At 72.4% G+C, this 15021-nt stretch carries 13 protein-coding genes and 1 tRNA gene; 10 read left to right on the top strand and 4 right to left on the bottom strand.

Annotated features, from left to right (window positions below; translation table 11 throughout):
* The first annotated feature begins 403 nt into the window (after nt 1-403).
* The 5 genes from P3T27_RS10300 (at nt 404) to P3T27_RS10280 (ending at nt 4417) form a co-directional block, all read left to right on the top strand.
* Nucleotides 404-844, top strand: coding sequence for a DUF3052 domain-containing protein (locus tag P3T27_RS10300; protein WP_280676720.1), 441 nt, complete (start codon nt 404-406; stop codon nt 842-844).
* 247 nt (nt 845-1091) lie between these two features.
* Nucleotides 1092-1550, top strand: a complete 459-nt coding sequence (locus tag P3T27_RS10295) for a peroxiredoxin (RefSeq protein WP_280676718.1) — start codon at nt 1092-1094, stop codon at nt 1548-1550.
* Nucleotides 1551-1747: 197 nt separating this feature from the next.
* Nucleotides 1748-2323 (top strand): TerD family protein, encoded by a 576-nt coding sequence (locus tag P3T27_RS10290; RefSeq protein WP_280676716.1) that lies wholly within the window; start codon nt 1748-1750, stop codon nt 2321-2323.
* Nucleotides 2324-2593: 270 nt separating this feature from the next.
* A complete protein-coding gene (locus P3T27_RS10285) occupies nt 2594-3172 on the top strand; it encodes a TerD family protein (protein WP_280676714.1) in 579 nt (192 codons plus the stop codon).
* A 150-nt stretch (nt 3173-3322) separates the two neighbouring features.
* Nucleotides 3323-4417, top strand: a complete 1095-nt coding sequence (locus P3T27_RS10280; protein ID WP_280676712.1) for a DUF475 domain-containing protein — start codon at nt 3323-3325, stop codon at nt 4415-4417.
* A gap of 71 nt (nt 4418-4488) precedes the next feature.
* Here P3T27_RS10280 and P3T27_RS10275 read toward each other — a convergent pair whose 3' ends face one another.
* On the bottom strand, nt 4489-5661 hold the full coding sequence (locus tag P3T27_RS10275; RefSeq protein ID WP_280676710.1) for a DUF2637 domain-containing protein: 1173 nt from the start codon (nt 5659-5661) through the stop codon (nt 4489-4491).
* A 349-nt stretch (nt 5662-6010) separates the two neighbouring features.
* Between P3T27_RS10275 and P3T27_RS10270 the strand changes: the two genes are divergently transcribed.
* Nucleotides 6011-6760, top strand: coding sequence for a Tellurium resistance (locus P3T27_RS10270; RefSeq protein ID WP_280676708.1), 750 nt, complete (start codon nt 6011-6013; stop codon nt 6758-6760).
* A gap of 81 nt (nt 6761-6841) precedes the next feature.
* Here P3T27_RS10270 and P3T27_RS10265 read toward each other — a convergent pair whose 3' ends face one another.
* Entirely contained in the window at nt 6842-8047 is a 1206-nt protein-coding gene (locus P3T27_RS10265) for a TerD family protein (RefSeq protein ID WP_280676706.1), read from the bottom strand.
* 384 nt (nt 8048-8431) lie between these two features.
* Here P3T27_RS10265 and P3T27_RS10260 point away from each other — a divergent pair, with 384 nt between their 5' ends.
* The 3 genes from P3T27_RS10260 to P3T27_RS10250 all read left to right on the top strand — a co-directional run bounded on the left by P3T27_RS10260 (nt 8432) and on the right by P3T27_RS10250 (nt 13071).
* Complete coding sequence (locus tag P3T27_RS10260; protein WP_280676704.1) at nt 8432-9628, top strand: HpcH/HpaI aldolase/citrate lyase family protein; 1197 nt, start codon at nt 8432-8434, stop codon at nt 9626-9628.
* Between the two features lie 174 nt (nt 9629-9802).
* Nucleotides 9803-12232, top strand: coding sequence for a phosphoribosyltransferase (locus P3T27_RS10255; RefSeq protein WP_280676702.1), 2430 nt, complete (start codon nt 9803-9805; stop codon nt 12230-12232).
* A complete protein-coding gene (locus P3T27_RS10250) occupies nt 12232-13071 on the top strand; it encodes an HAD family hydrolase (protein WP_280676700.1) in 840 nt (279 codons plus the stop codon). Before P3T27_RS10255 ends, P3T27_RS10250 begins: the two co-directional genes overlap by 1 nt.
* Before the next feature lie 22 nt (nt 13072-13093).
* Here P3T27_RS10250 and P3T27_RS10245 read toward each other — a convergent pair whose 3' ends face one another.
* Both P3T27_RS10245 and P3T27_RS10240 read right to left on the bottom strand, forming a co-directional pair.
* Nucleotides 13094-13315 carry a zinc ribbon domain-containing protein gene (locus tag P3T27_RS10245; RefSeq protein ID WP_280676698.1) on the bottom strand — a complete coding sequence of 74 codons (222 nt, stop codon included), beginning with the start codon at nt 13313-13315 and terminating at the stop codon, nt 13094-13096.
* 102 nt (nt 13316-13417) lie between these two features.
* A complete protein-coding gene (locus P3T27_RS10240) occupies nt 13418-14779 on the bottom strand; it encodes a hypothetical protein (protein WP_280677214.1) in 1362 nt (453 codons plus the stop codon).
* Nucleotides 14780-14945: 166 nt separating this feature from the next.
* Between P3T27_RS10240 and P3T27_RS10235 the strand changes: the two genes are divergently transcribed.
* Nucleotides 14946-15020, top strand: a tRNA-Val gene (locus tag P3T27_RS10235).
* Nucleotide 15021: the final 1 nt, after the last annotated feature.

Here is a 15021-nt window from a genome sequence, read left to right as displayed (position 1 = left end):
GACGGTCTGGTGGTGCGCGGTCCGGGCGTCTTCGCCCGCCCCGCACACCCCCGGGTGTTACGAACAGAGGTGGTCCGACCTGGTTTCCCGTCCGCCCGATGGCGGGCGGCCGGGGTGAGGGCCAACAGGAGACTCTACGCCCGCGTACGCGCGGACCCGAATGCCGTTCGCATCTCGGGCACGCGTACGGCCTGTGGGCCGGGACCACCCGAAGCATCGTTGTCCTACACAGAGAAGGGCAAATCGGTGTGATTCCCGACACGTCCGGACGGCGTGTCCCGGTGCGACACGTCAACCTTTGGGGGGGATCGGGGGTCGGGTACTTGCGCGAACCGCCGCGCCCGTGTGGACTACGGCCACAGCCTCGGCATGGACGCCGAGCCGAATACTGGAGGTTATTCCCGTGAGCGCGACCGCGGACCCCGCGGACAAGTCCAACCCGGCGGCCCGTCTCGGCTTCGAAGAGGGCCAGATCATTCAGGAGCTGGGGTACGACGACGACACTGACCAGGAGCTCCGCGACGGCATCGAGGAGCTCACCGGGACGGATCTCGTCGACGAGGACTACGACGACGTCGCCGACGCCGTCCTGCTGTGGCACCGCGACGACGACGGGGACCTCACCGACTCCCTCGTCGACGCCCTGGAGTACCTGGCCGAGGGTGGTCTGATCTGGCTGCTGACGCCCAAGACCGGGCGCGACGGCCACATCGAGGCGTCCGAGATCGCGGATGCGGCCCGCACCGCGGGCCTCTCCCAGACCAGCTCGATCGCGGTCGCCAAGGACTGGGCGGCCACCCGGCTCGCGACCAAGTCCACGGCCAAGCCGGGCGGCAAGCGCTGAGCGGATTCTGAAGCCCCGGACCGGGCCCCGCCGGAGGATCCTCCGGCGGGGCCCGGTCGTTTCCGGCGTGCGGGGCCCGGTCGTTTCCGGCGTGCGGTGCCGGGTGCGGACGCGTTCGCCCAGGGCGAAAGGGATGGAGCGCGGAAGCCCGGGCCTCATCCGTTCGGCGGAACGCGGGTGATCGGATGCGAGGATGGCGCCGGGCCGCGCCGCCGCGCGGCGTGGTCGCGTCAGAAAGGTCCCGTCCATGGCCATCGAGGTCGGCACCGAGGCTCCGGACTTCGAGCTCAACAACCAGCACGGCGAACCGGTCCGCCTCTCCGACTTCCGGGGCGAGCGGAACGTCGTCCTGGTCTTCTACCCGTTCGCCTTCACCGGCGTCTGCACCGGCGAGCTCGGCGCGATCCAGCGGGAGCTGCCGCGGCTGCAGGACGACCGGGTCCAGGTGCTCGGCGTCTCCTGCGACTCGCAGTTCACCCAGCGGGTCTTCGCCGACCGGGAGGGCCTGGAGTTCCCGCTGCTGGCCGACTTCTGGCCGCACGGCGAGGTCGCCCGCGCCTACGGCGTCCTCGACGAGCGGAAGGGCTGCGCCCTGCGCGGCACCTTCGTGATCGACACGGCGGGCGTGGTGCGCTGGAGCGTCGTCAACGACCTCCCGGACGCCCGGGACGCGCAGGAGTACCTGAAGGCCCTCGACGCGCTCTGACGGCCCCGGGAACCGCGCTGCGGGCCCCATCCGGCCGAACTTCGAACAGCCGCGCCGGACCCGTTCGCGCATCCGGACGGGAACCGCGCACTACGCTCGGTCCGTTGGCCGGGTGGCGCAGGAGCCGCTCGCCGGCCGGCGCCTCGAACCGCACCACCGGGGGCACCAGGGCGTGCCTCCCGATTCTTGGAGGACAAGTGGGTGTCAGCCTGAGCAAGGGCGGAAACGTCTCGCTCACCAAGGAGGCCCCGGGTCTTGTGGCCGTGGTCGTCGGCCTGGGCTGGGACGTCCGGACCACCACCGGGACGGACTTCGACCTGGACGCCAGCGCGCTGCTCTGCAACGACCAGGGCAAGGTCGCCGCGGACGGGAACTTCGTGTTCTTCAACAACCTGAAGAGCCCGGACGGCTCCGTCGAGCACACCGGTGACAACCGCACCGGCGAGGGCGAGGGCGACGACGAAGCGATCAAGGTCAACCTGGTCGGCGTCCCGGCGGACGTGCAGAAGATCGTCTTCCCGGTCTCGATCTACGACGCCGAGAACCGCGGGCAGAACTTCGGCCAGGTGCGCAACGCCTTCATCCGCGTGCTGAACCAGGCCGACAACACGGAGCTGGCCCGTTACGACCTCTCCGAGGACGCCTCCACCGAGACCGCGATGGTCTTCGGTGAGCTGTACCGCAACGGCGCCGAGTGGAAGTTCCGAGCCATCGGCCAGGGCTACGCCTCCGGCCTGCGGGGCATCGCCCAGGACTTCGGCGTCAACGTCTGAGTCGTCGGCAGTCGAGGCGTCGGCGCCTGAGTCGGCAGCGGCGAGTCGTCGACGGTCGAGTCGTCGGCGTCTGGGCCGTCGGCGCGCAAGCCGTGCACGGGGCGGCCCCGGACCTTCGCGGTCCGGGGCCGCCCCGGCTTCGTGCGCGCTGCGTGCGCTGCGAGGATGTGAGTTCAGGAAGTTCAGCCGGCCAAACGGGGCCGGCCGGGGCCGCGGGGGACTACACCTTGTAGGCGCGCCCCGGGAGAAGGCAAGGGAGGAAGAACAGTCATGGTGGTCACGCTCGCCAAGGGCGGGAACGTCTCGCTCACCAAGGCCGCGCCGAACCTGACGCAGGTCCAGATCGGCCTCGGCTGGTCCGCCCGTTCGACCACGGGCGCACCGTTCGACCTCGACGCGAGCGCCCTGATCTGTGGTGGCGGCCGGGTGCTCGGCGACGAGTACTTCGTCTTCTACAACAACCTCAAGAGCCCCGAGGGCTCGGTCGAGCACACCGGCGACAACCTCACCGGCGGCGACGAGACGGGTGACGACGAGGTCGTCCTGGTCAACCTGGACCTGGTGCCGGCGCAGGCGGACAAGGTGGTGTTCGCGGTGTCGATCTACGACGCCGAGGCGCGGCTGCAGAACTTCGGGCAGGTCCGCAACGCCTACATCCGGGTCGTCAACTCCCTCGACGGCCAGGAGATCGCCCGTTACGACCTCTCCGAGGACGCGTCCAGCGAGACCGCGATGATCTTCGGCGAGCTGTACCGCTACGCCGGTGAGTGGAAGTTCCGCGCGGTGGGCCAGGGGTACGCCTCCGGCCTGCGTGGCATCGCCCTCGATTTCGGCGTAAACGTACAGTAAGGGCGAAAATCAGAACAATCGCACCCAACCAACGATCATGAGAACAGAGGGCAGTGCGGGGGTGACCTGACCGGGCGCGGCCCGGTCAGGGCGTCTCGGGACGAGGCCGCCCCCCGGCACGGCCCGAAACCCGAAAGGTAACCAAGTCCCGTGTTCCTCCGCACTTTCGGCTGGTCGTTCGCGATCACCGTCATCGGCCTGATCGCGGCCGGACTGCTCTGGGGGGCCCAAGGATTCGGCATCGTGCTGATCCTCTCCATCCTGGAGATCTCCCTGTCGTTCGACAACGCGGTGGTCAACGCCACGGTGTTGAAGCGGATGAACCCGTACTGGCAGAAGATCTTCCTGACCGTCGGCGTGCTCATCGCCGTCTTCGGTATGCGGCTGGTCTTCCCGCTGCTGGTGGTCGGCCTCACCGCGAAGCTCAACCCCGCGACCGTCATCGACCTCGCGCTGCACTCCGACAAGACGCACGACGGCCTGACCTACGGCCAGTACCTGGAGGCGGCCAACCCCGCCATCGCGGCCTTCGGCGGCGTCTTCCTGCTCATGATCTTCCTCGACTTCCTGTTCGACGAGAAGGACCACAACTGGCTGGCCTGGATCGAGCGCCCGCTGGAGAAGGTCGGCAAGCTGGACGCCTTCTCCAGTGTCGTCGCCCTGGTCGTGCTGGTGCTGGCCTCCAACTTCTTCGCCGGGGAGCACGCTGAAACCGTTCTGCTCGCGGGTGTCCTCGGCCTGATCACCTACCTCGTGGTCGGCGGCCTGTCCTCGATCTTCGAATCGGGCCTGGAGGGCGAGGCCGAACGCGAGGAGGAGGCGGAGAAGTCCGGCAAATCGATCCTCCAGGTCGGCGGCAAGGCGGCGTTCTTCCTCTTCCTCTACCTGGAGGTCCTGGACGCCTCGTTCTCCTTCGACGGCGTGGTCGGCGCGTTCGCCATCTCCAGCGACATCTTCCAGATCACCCTGGGCCTGGGCATCGGCGCGATGTACATCCGTTCGCTGACCGTCTTCCTGGTCCGCAAGGGCACCCTGGACGACTACGTCTACCTGGAGCACGGCGCGCACTACGCGATCGGCGCGCTCTCGGTGATCCTGCTGGTCGGGATCAAGTACCACATCCCGGAGATCGTCACCGGCCTGATCGGCGTCGCCTTCATCGGGCTGGCGCTCGGTTCGTCGATCCTGCGCAACCGGCGCGAGGGTGCGGACGACGAGCAGGAACTGGTGAGTTCCGGCAGGTAGCCGTCGGGCATGCGAAAACGGCCGCCTCCGGGGTTCCGGGGGCGGCCGTTTTCGCGTCGCGGTGTGCGCGGTCAGCCGAGCTGCTGCTCGATCGCGCGCAGCTTGCGCTCCAGCGAGTCCAGCTTCGGCATCGACAGGGTGTCGTCGTCGGCCGTCAGGTCGATGGTCGAGCTGCGGTAGGACGAGCCCGAGGCCGTTCCGGCGGTCGAGGAGGCCGAGTCGGCGGACGAGGAGTAGGACGAGGACGAGGAGTAGGACGACGAGTACGACGAGCCGACGGCGGCGCGCGGGCGGCGGCCGGCGTCCAGCGCGCTCAGCGAGGTCGGCTCCAGCGAGCCCGGGGCGGACTGGTGCGAGGCGGTGGTGTCCGACCCGGCGGCTAGGGCAGGCTCCGTAGCGCTCGGGCCGTCTCCGGCAGCCGTGAGCGCGGGCACCTGGCGGCCGCTGCGGGCCCGGGCGAGCATGCCGCCCTGACGGGAGATGGCCTTCAGCTCGGCCCGCTCGCGGCGGTCGGCGGTGCGGGCGCGCGCCTTGGCGTCCAGCTTCGCCTGGCGCTCCTCGCGCACCTCGTCGACCGCCTCGTCCAGGCTGCGGACGTTCTCCAGCAGCATCAGCGACCAGGCCGCGTAGGTCTCGCGCGGGGCGCGCAGCCAGCGGACGATGCGGATCTGCGGCAGCGGGCGCGGCACGAGCCCCTGCTCGCGCAGCGCGGCCTTGCGGGTCTGCTTCAGCGCGCGGTCGAAGAGGATCGCCGCCGAGATCGACATGCCGGAGAAGAACTGCGGGGCGCCGTCGTGCGACACGCCGCGCGGGGCGTGCACCCAGTTGAACCAGGCCGAGGCGATCGCGAACACCCAGACCAGCAGGCGCGAGCCGAGCGCGGCGTCGCCGTGGCTGGCCTCGCGGACGGCGAGCACCGAGCAGAACATCGCGGCGCCGTCCAGGCCGAACGGGACGAGGTACTCCCAGCCGCCGGACAGCCCCAGGTTCTCCTTGCCGAAGCCCACCAGGCCGTGGAAGGACAGCGCGGCCGCGACACCGGCGCAGCAGAACAGCAGCGTGTAGGAGGAGATGCCGTAGATCATCTCCTTGCGCCGCCGACGCTCCTCGCTGCGCTCCCAGGAGTCGCCGGCCTCTTCCTTCTTCGTGTTCTTGAAGCGCAGCGTCGCCAGCAGGATGGCGACGAACAGCAGGGCTGCGCCGCCGATGACGGTCCAGACCAGCTGTATGGAGGTCAGGTTCATTGCGGGTCGGGCCTCGGGTTTCCGCAGGGGACGGGTTCACAGGGCGACACAGGCGGTCAGCTCCCGGTGCGCCGGGATCGCCTGACGATTCGTTCGTCGCCGCACGGCATTCCCGCCGCACCCGCGCAGGGGCGGACGGGACACCTGTGCGGCTAGACGATATCGCGTCCGAAGGGGCGGCATGTTACGGGAGGGCGGCTTCCTCCTGCCAATCGACCCGCCGGTGAGCGCCAGGGGGCCCCACGGGGTAGGGGAGAGGACGGCTCGGGTATCGGACGGCCGGGCTGATGCCCGATCATGGAGCGGCGGACCGTCAGATCGCCTGACGGGAGCAGGGGGAGGGGACGGGATGGTCTCGATCTGGGAGTACCTGCGCGGGGAGCGGAACTACACCTTCGACAACCCCGGTGGTCAGCACAAGGTCATACTCACCAAGTCGACCCCGCAGCACGCGATCACCGGGGCCGCGGCCACCACCGGCTACCTCTACGTCAACCTGCACTGGACCACCCGCTCCGGGGCCGTCCGGCCGAGCGCGGGGGACCGCGTCAAGCGCTTCTTCAGCCCGCGCATCCTGAGCCCGCTGGAGCCGGACTCGGTGCAGAACCAGCAGGTCAACGTCGACCTGGACCTGGCGTGCATGTACGAACTGTCCGACGGGAGCAGCGGCGTGGTGCAGCCGCTCGGCGGCTACTTCGGCGACCTCCAGCATCCGCCGTACATCAAGCTCAGCGGCGACGACCAGTACGGGGCGCCGTCCGGCGAGACGATGTACGTCAACCTGGAGAAGAAGGACAAGTTCAAACGGCTGCTGATCTTCGTGTACATCTACGACGGCACGCCGGCCTTCGAGCAGTCCCACGCGGTGGTGACGATCGTGCCGCAGACCGGGCCGCGGATCGAGATCAAACTGGAAGAGCGGGCCCGGGCGGCGCGCTCGTGCGCGGTGGTGCTGATCGAGAACGCGGGGGACAACCAGCTGACGGTGCGCCGTGAGGTGCGGTACGTCAACGGGTTCCAGGCGGACATCGACCGGCTGTACGGGTTCGGGATGCAGTGGCAGCGCGGGTACAAGAGCCAGTCGGGCGGCTCCGAGTAGGGCGGCGTCGGGCGGCGGGGTGCGGGGCCGCCCGGTCGGCCGCGCCGGCCCCGCTGGCCGCGTCGACCCCGTCGGCTTCGGCTAGCGGGGCTGGAACTGCGGGCCCTGTGGCGGCAGGGCGAACTCCTCGCCGGTGGGCGCCTGTGCGGGCTGCTGTGCGGCGGGCTGCTGTTGGCCGGTGCCGGGGTGCGGGTAGCCGTAGCTGCCGGGGTGCTGCTGCTGTGGGGCGGGCTGCTGCTGGTTCGGGTAGCCGTAGCCGGTGCCCTGCTGCTGCGGGTACGGCTGGGGGGTGGGCTGCGGGTAGCCGTACCCCGTACCGGGCTGCTGCTGGTGCGGATAGCCGTAACCGGTGCCGGGGGGCTGCTGCGGCTGGGGGTAGCCGTACCCGGTGCCGGGCTGGTGGGCCGGGGGCGCGGGCGGGGTCGGCGGCGCGGCCGGGGGCACGGTGGGCGGTGCGGTCGGCGGGGGTGTCACGGTCGGCGGCGCCGAGGGGGGCGGCGGCGGGGTCGGCGCCGTGCCCGCGGCGGCCGTGGCGGCCTGCTGCTGCGGCTGGGACCGGGGGGCGGGCGGGGGCTGTCGGACGGCCGGGGCCAGGGTGAAGGTGTCGGGCTCCGGCTGGGCGGTCGGGCGCGGGGCGGGCAGCGGGGTGCTGCGCGGGTCGACGGCGGCGGTGGGGGTGGACGTCGAAGCCGGTGCCGGTGCCGGTGCCGCGTCGGCGGTGGCGGTGGCGGCCTCCGCCTCGTCGTCGACGGTGATCCCGAAGTCGGTGGCCAGGCCGATCAGGCCGGAGGTGTAGCCCTGGCCGATCGCCCGGAACTTCCAGGCTCCGGCCCGCCGGTACAGCTCGCCCGCGACCAGGGCGGTGACGTTGTCGCCGTCGGAGATCGCGAACTCGGCGAGCGCGGGCACGCTGTCGCCGGTCGCGGCGTCGAAGAGCATCAGGCGCAGCCCGGGCACCGCGCGGAAGGAGCCGCCCTCGGAGGAGCCGGCCAGCACCACCCGGTCGACGTCGGCGGGCAGCTTGGCGAGCTCGACCTCGATCGTGTCGATGATCTCGGCGCCGCCGGAGGTCTGTTGCTTGGGCAGGTGGCGCACCAGGCCGGAGGGGTGTCGCGGCTGGTTGTAGAAGACGAAGTCGGCATCCGAACGGACCCTGCCGTTGGCGCCGAGCAGCAGCGCGGACGCGTCCACGTCCGGCGCACCGGGCGTGGCGCTCCAGCGCAGCACGGCACGGACCGCCGCCGCCGGCAGTGCGATGTTGGCGCCCTTGGCCATCACGTGCGTCATAGCGGACCATCCTGCCCGTTCGCCACCCCTTCGGACAACGTGACCGAGGCCGCCGCAACAGGGTCGGACTTTGCCAAGAATTGCGCTATCCGTGGGTTTGCCGGTGCTTCTCCCGTGGATCCGTGATCCGGACGGCGGTGTTCCGGGATGTTCCGGGAGTTCAGTGCCGAGGAACCGCGGACGGCCGGAATTCGTCCGTACGATGGGCGATCGAAGGGCCCACCGGGGGCGGACGAAGGGGGGTCCGCCGGCGTCCGTCCGGGAACCACCGCGCCCCGTGGACCGGTTAACCATGGTGTCGTCCCGCTGAATCGTGGTGCCGTCCCGCGCCGCCGCACGCCCCGGCAACGGACCGGTGGCCGTCAATCCTCTGAGGAGAGCACCTTGCGCCATTTCGGCCATCTCGCCGACGACGTACGCGGCCGCCTCTTCCTCGAACAGCCCCGGCCGTTCACCGATCGGAGCGAGCCCGCGGTGCTCGCCACCGCCCTCGGCGGCACCCTCTACAGCCCCGCCACCCGGCCCGCGTTGGCCGCCGACATCCGCAAACAGGCTGCTCGGGGCGTGGTTTCGATGGTGCTCTGCCTGGAGGACGCGATCGCGGACCACGAGGTGGACGCGGGGGAGCGGAACCTGGTCGAGCAGTTGAATGACCTGGTCAGGGATTTCACCGACTGCACACAGGGCCACCCCCTGCTCTTCATCAGAGTCCGAGCCGCCTCCCAGATCCTCGACCTGGCCGAGCGGCTCGGCCCGGCCGTCGGACTGCTCAGCGGCTTCGTCCTGCCGAAGTTCACCACCGAGACCGGCGGCGCGTACCTGGCCGCCCTCGCCGCCGCCGAGGCCGCCACCGGGCGACGGCTGTTCGCCATGCCCGTCCTGGAATCGCCCGAGCTCGCCCACCTGGAGACCAGACGCGAACAGCTCTTCGGCATCGCCGAACTGCTCGCCGGGCACCGGGAGCGGGTACTCGCCGTCCGCCTCGGCGTGACCGACCTCTGCTCCGCGTACGGCCTGCGCCGCTCGCCCGACCTCACCGCGTACGACGTCGCGCTGGTCGCGGCGGTGATCGGCGAGGTGGTCAACGTGCTCGGCCGGGCGGACGGCACGGGGTACACCGTCACCGGTCCGGTCTGGGAGTACTTCCCGGTGCAGGAGCGGATGTTCAAGCCGCAGCTGCGCCGCACGCCGTTCGCCGAGTCGTCCGGGACGGCCCTGGCCTCCGGTGAGGAGGTCCGCCGGCGGATCATCGAACACGACCTGGACGGGCTGATCCGGGAGGTCGAACTCGACCGGGCCAACGGCCTGCTCGGCAAGACCTGCATCCACCCCAGCCACGTCCCCGCCGTGCACGCCCTGTCCGTGGTCACGCACGAGGAGTACTGCGACGCCCGGGACATCCTCCGGCAGGAGCAGGACGGCGGCGGGGTCCTGCGCTCGGCGTACACCAACAAGATGAACGAGGCCCGGCCGCACCGTGCCTGGGCGGAGCGGGTGCTGCTGCGGGCGGAGGTGTTCGGGGTGGCCCGGGAGGACGTGAGCTTCGCGGAACTGCTCTCGGCCTGCCTGTGCGGGGGCTGAGGGGGCTGAGGGGGCTGCACCGCGTTGGGTCGCCGTGCCGATCTCAACGCCGTAACCGATCTCAACGCTGTAACCGATCTGAACGCCGTAACCGATCTCAACGCTGAAACCGATCTGAACGCCGTAACCGATCCGAAGACCGCACTACCGCACCATTCGAAGGCAGGACCAGCAGTGACAGCACAGCAGACGTGGACCGGCCGGTGGGTCTCCGACCGGGCCGGCATCGCCCTGACCGGATCGGACCGCCTCCCCGAACTCGTGGGCCTGGCCCTGCGCGAGAACCGCAAGCGCGCCCACCTGCTGGTCTCCACCGTGCTCGGCAAGCACGTCCCGCAGCGGCCCGCGGTCGTCCACGGCGCCGGGCTCGAACTCGGCCGCCGGGTCCACGCGTTGCTCGGTGACGAGGCCGCCGCGCGGGCCGTCGTCCTCGGCTACGCGGAGACGGCCACCGGCCTCGGCCACAGCGTCGCCGACGGCCTCGACGCCCCGTACCTGCACTCCACCCGCCGCCCGGTGCCCGGCGTGCCCCCGGTCGGCGGCTTCGAGGAGGAGCACTCGCACGCCACCTCGCACCTGCTGCTCCCCGCCGATCCCGAACTCCTCGCCGGTGACGGCCCGTTGGTGCTGGTCGACGACGAGTTCTCGACCGGCCGGACGGTCCTCAACACGATCCGCGAACTGCACGCCCGCCACCCCCGTGGCCACTACGTCGTGGTCGCCCTGGTCGACCTGCGCTCCGCCGCCGACCGCCGCCGGCTGGTCGCCGCCGCCGCCGAACTCGGCGTCCGGCTCGACCTGGTGGCCACCGCCACCGGTGCCGTCGAGCTGCCCGCCGACGTCCTGGACCGCGCCGAGCGGCTGATCGCCGAGGCCACGCCCGCCCACGCCCCGGCCGTGCCGGCGGGGGCGCCCGCGCCGCTCGTCCGGGTCGAGCTGGACTGGCCCGCCGGGCTCCCGGACGGCGGCCGGCACGGGTTCACCGCCCGGAACCGCGCCCGACTCGACGCCGCCCTGCCCGGGTTGGCCGGACAGCTGGCCGAGGCGATACCCGCGACGGCGCGGCGCGTGCTGGTCCTCGGCTTCGAGGAGCTGATGTACGCCCCGCTGCGGCTGGCCGACGCGCTCGCCGAGCGGCTCGGCGGCGACCGCGTCCGCTACTCCACCACCACCCGGTCGCCCGTCCTCGCCGTGGACGACCCCGGCTACGCCATCCGCACCCGCCTCGCCTTCCCCGCCCACGACGACCCGCAGGACGACGCCTCGCGGGAGCGCTACGCCTACAACGTCGCCCCCGGCACCGACCCGGCCCGCCGCTTCGACGCCGTCGTGCTGGTGGTCGACGACGTCGCCGACACCGCGGCCCTGCACGAGGGCGAGCGCGCCCTGCTCGGCCAGCTGCGGCAGGTCACCGACCAGGTGGTGCTCGCGGTGCTGCCCTCCCACCGGCCGGTCCGCCTGCCGTCCCCGCTGTACGGCCCGGAGTTCTCCTCGTACCGGCCCGACGAGGTGACCTGGCTGCTCAAGGACCTCTCCGGCGTCCCGCTCGAAGCCCCCACCGAGGAGCGCGAGGAGGCCGTCCAGAACGGCGGCGCGCACTACGCGGAGTCGCTGCCGGTCGAGTACCAGCCCAGCCCCGAGTACCAGGAGCTGTTCCACCAGGCACTGCGCGCCTCCGCCCGCCGGATCGCGCTCGCCGTCGGCACCGTCGCCGAGACCCTGCTGAGCGAGCGCGGCCCCGGCCTGGTGCTCGCCTCGCTGGCCCGGGCCGGCACGCCCGTCGGCATCCTGATCCGCCGCTGGCTCGGCTTCGCGCACGGCCTCGACACCCCGCACTACGCCGTCTCGATCGTCCGCGGCCGTGGCATCGACCCGGTCGCCCTGCGCTACCTGGCCGCCCATCACCACGCCGGCGACGTGGTGTTCGTCGACGGCTGGACCGGCAAGGGCGCGATCACCCGCGAACTCGCCGACGCCCTGGCCGGTACTGGTTTCGATCCGGACCTCGCCGTCCTCGCCGACCCCGGCCGCTGCGTGCGCACCTACGGCACCCGGGACGACTTCCTGATCCCCTCCGCCTGCCTCAACTCCACGGTCTCCGGCCTGATTTCGCGCACCGTGCTGCGGCCCGGCCTGATCGGCCCGGACGACTTCCACGGCGCCAAGCACTACGCCGAACTGGCCGGCGGCGACGCCTCCGCCGCGTTCCTCGACACCGTGGCCGACCACTTCGCCGCCGTCCGCGCGGAGGCGGTCGCCGCCGCCGGCCGGCTGTCCGCCGACCCGGACCGCACGCCCGACTGGGCCGGCTGGGCCACCGTCGAGCGGATCAGCACGGAGTACGGCATCGACAGCGTCAACCTGGTCAAACCCGGCGTCGGCGAGACCACCCGGGTCCTGCTGCGCCGCGTCCCCTGGCGGATCCTCGCCCGGCGCGGCGCCGGCGCCGACCTCGACCACGTCCGGCTGCTCGCCGCCCAACGCGGCGTCCGGGTCGAGGAGGTGGACGGCCTGCCGTACTCGTGCGTCGGCCTCATCCACCCCCGTTACAGTCGAGGGGCGACCGGCGCATCCGGTACGGCCGTTCTGGTGAAGGAGTCCTGATGCACCCGGATGTTCTCGTGGCCAGCGACCTCGACCGCACGCTCGTCTACTCCAACCGGGCCCTCGCCCTGGACGTCCCCGACCGGCTCGCGCCCCGGCTGCTCTCGGTCGAGGTGCACGAGGGGAAGGCGCTCTCCTTCATGACCGAGCAAGCCGCCGCGCTGCTCGTCGACCTCGTCCGCCAGGCCTGTTTCGTCCCCGCCACCACCCGCACCCTCGCCCAGTACGAGCGGATCAACCTGCCCGGCCCGACGCCCGGTTGGGTCCCCGCGTACGCGATCTGCGGCAACGGCGGGCACCTGCTCGTCGACGGCGTGCCCGACCCGGACTGGCGCGCCGAGATCACCGCGCGGATCGCCGCCGGCGCGGCCCCGTTGGAGGAGGTCGTCCGGCAGCTCGCGCTGAGCGCCGACCCGGAGTGGACGCACAAGCGCCGCGTCGCCGACGGCCTGTTCGCCTACCTCGTCGTCGAGCGCGCCGAACTGCCCAGTGGCTGGCTCGACGAACTCACCGGCTGGTGCGCCGAACGCGGCTGGACGGTCTCCCTCCAGGGCCGCAAGGTCTACGCCGTGCCCGCGCCGCTCAGCAAGAGCGCCGCACTGGCGGAAGCCGTCCGGCGCTCCGGCGCGACCACGGTGCTCGCGGCCGGCGACTCGCTGCTCGACGCCGACCTGCTGCTCGCCGCCGACGCCGCCTGGCGGCCCGGGCACGGCGAACTCGCCGACGGCGGGTGGACCGCCCCCGGCGTCACCGCCCTGGACGAGGTGGGGGTGGCGGCGGGGGAGGAGATCGTCCGACGGTTCCTGGCCCGGGTGGCCGCGACCCCGGTCGCGTCCTAGCCGCGGTCGGGTGCCCCCGGCCCTAGCTGCAGCAGCCGCCGCCGCAGCAGCCGCCCCCGCCGCCGGAGGGGGCCTGCTGCGGGGCACCGCCGGAAGCGGAGCCGGTGACGGCGACGGCGGACAGCAGCTTCACGGTGTCCTCGTGGCCCTGCGGGCAGACGGCGGGGGCGCCGGCCTGCGCCATCGGGCGGCGGAGCTCGAAGGTGGCGTCGCAGGTGCGGCAGCGGAAGTCGTAGCGTGGCATACCGGCAGGGTACCCAGGCCGTCCGGCGGCCGGTTACCGCGGCTTGTTCACCTTGCTCACCGCAGCTTGTTCACCTTGTTCACCGCAGTTTGTCCACTGTGCTCACCGGGGCCCGCCCAGATCGCCGCGGATCAGCCCGATCACCCGCGCCGCCGTCTCCCGCACGCCCGCCAGCTCGGTCAGGAAGTGCCAGTAGTCGGGGTGCCAGCCGGCCGCGTCCAGGGTGGCCACCGCCCGGTCCAGCCGCGCCACCGCCTCGTCCAGCGGGGCGGCGTGCCGCGGGTCCGGCGCGCTGCGGCCCGCCATCGCCAGCCGCTGCGCGTCGCGCAGGGCGAACCGGGCCCGCTCGACCTCCCGGTTCGGGTCGTGCTGCACCTCGTTCAGCTGCCGCAGGCGGTCGTTCACCGCGACCACCGACCCGTCCGCCGTGTCCAGCAGCGCGCGCACCGTACCGATCGCGCCCGTTGCGTCCGCCCAGCGCTGCTCGTCCCGGGCCCGGGCGGCCTCGGCCAGCTTCCGCTCCGCCGCCCGGCCGGTTTCCGCGACCTGCGCCGACACCCGCTGGAGGTCCTGCCAGCAGGCCGCGCTGAACCGGCGGCGCAGTTCGCTCAGCGCCGGCTCGACCGTCGCCGCCTTGGTCTCCAGCGCCTGGATCCGGGTCCGCAGGCTCGCCACCCGCCGGTCGATCTCCCGCGCCCGCTCCGGCAGCTGCCCGGCGTCGGCCGCGATCGCCTCCGCGCGCTGCTTCACCTCGTCCGCGCGCCGCAGCGTCGGGGCCACCCCGTGCCGGGCCGGCCCCTCGTTCAGCAGCCCGAGTTCCGGTGCCAGTTCGGCCAGCCGGGCCGCCAGGTCGTCCGCCCGCAGCCCGGCGCCGCGCACCGCGTCCAGCGCGTTGCTCGCCTGGAGCAGCGCGCGCTTCGCCTGCTCGACGGCGGGGGTGACCCGCATCAGCTGCTGCTCGGCGCGTTGCAGGACGGGCTGCAGCCGCTGAAGGAAGTCGTTCAGCTCCGCCCGGGCCGAGCCCAGCTGCCCCTTCACGTCCTCCAGCTGCCGCCGGGCCCGCGTGGCCGCGCCGGCGTCCAGCGCCTCGTCGTCCAGGTTGTACGCGTCCAGCGCACCCAGGTAGTTCACGGTGACCTGGTCCACCCGGCCGGAGATCGCCTCCAGGTCGGCCAGCACCCGCCGTGCCGTCGCCTCGTCCTCGGCCGCCCGGACGGTCTCCACCGCCAACTGCACCTCGCGCTGCGTCGAGTCCAGCTCGTAGAACGCCTCCTGCGCGGCGTCCCGGGCCGCCTTGGCGTCCGCCCGCACACCCTCCCCGCCGCGCCGGCCCCACCAACCGCCGCTCCCGGCGGAGGCCAGCGCAACCGTGCCCAGTGCACCCGCCAGCACCACCGGCACCACCAGCGCGTCGGCCAGCGCACCCCCCGCCCGACGCCACCCCCGCCCGCTCCCGCCGGCCACCGTCACTGCGCGCTCCCTGCTCCGACCCGCTGATCCGCCCCCATTCTTCCCGATCACCCCACCCCACCGGCACCCCACCCGTCCCACTCCCCGGCCACCGACACCACACCACCCCCCGGGACCAGGTACCCTAGGCAGTCGTCGTGCCCCCACCGGGCCGCGACGGGGGCGCGTAGCTCAGTGGTAGAGCGCTGCTCTTACAAAGCAGATGTCGGCGGTTCAAAACCGTCCGCGCCCACCAG

The sequence above is a fragment of the Kitasatospora sp. MAA19 genome (assembly GCF_029894125.1).
Taxonomy (GTDB): domain Bacteria; phylum Actinomycetota; class Actinomycetes; order Streptomycetales; family Streptomycetaceae; genus Kitasatospora.
This window is presented reverse-complemented; position numbering and strand designations above follow the sequence as displayed.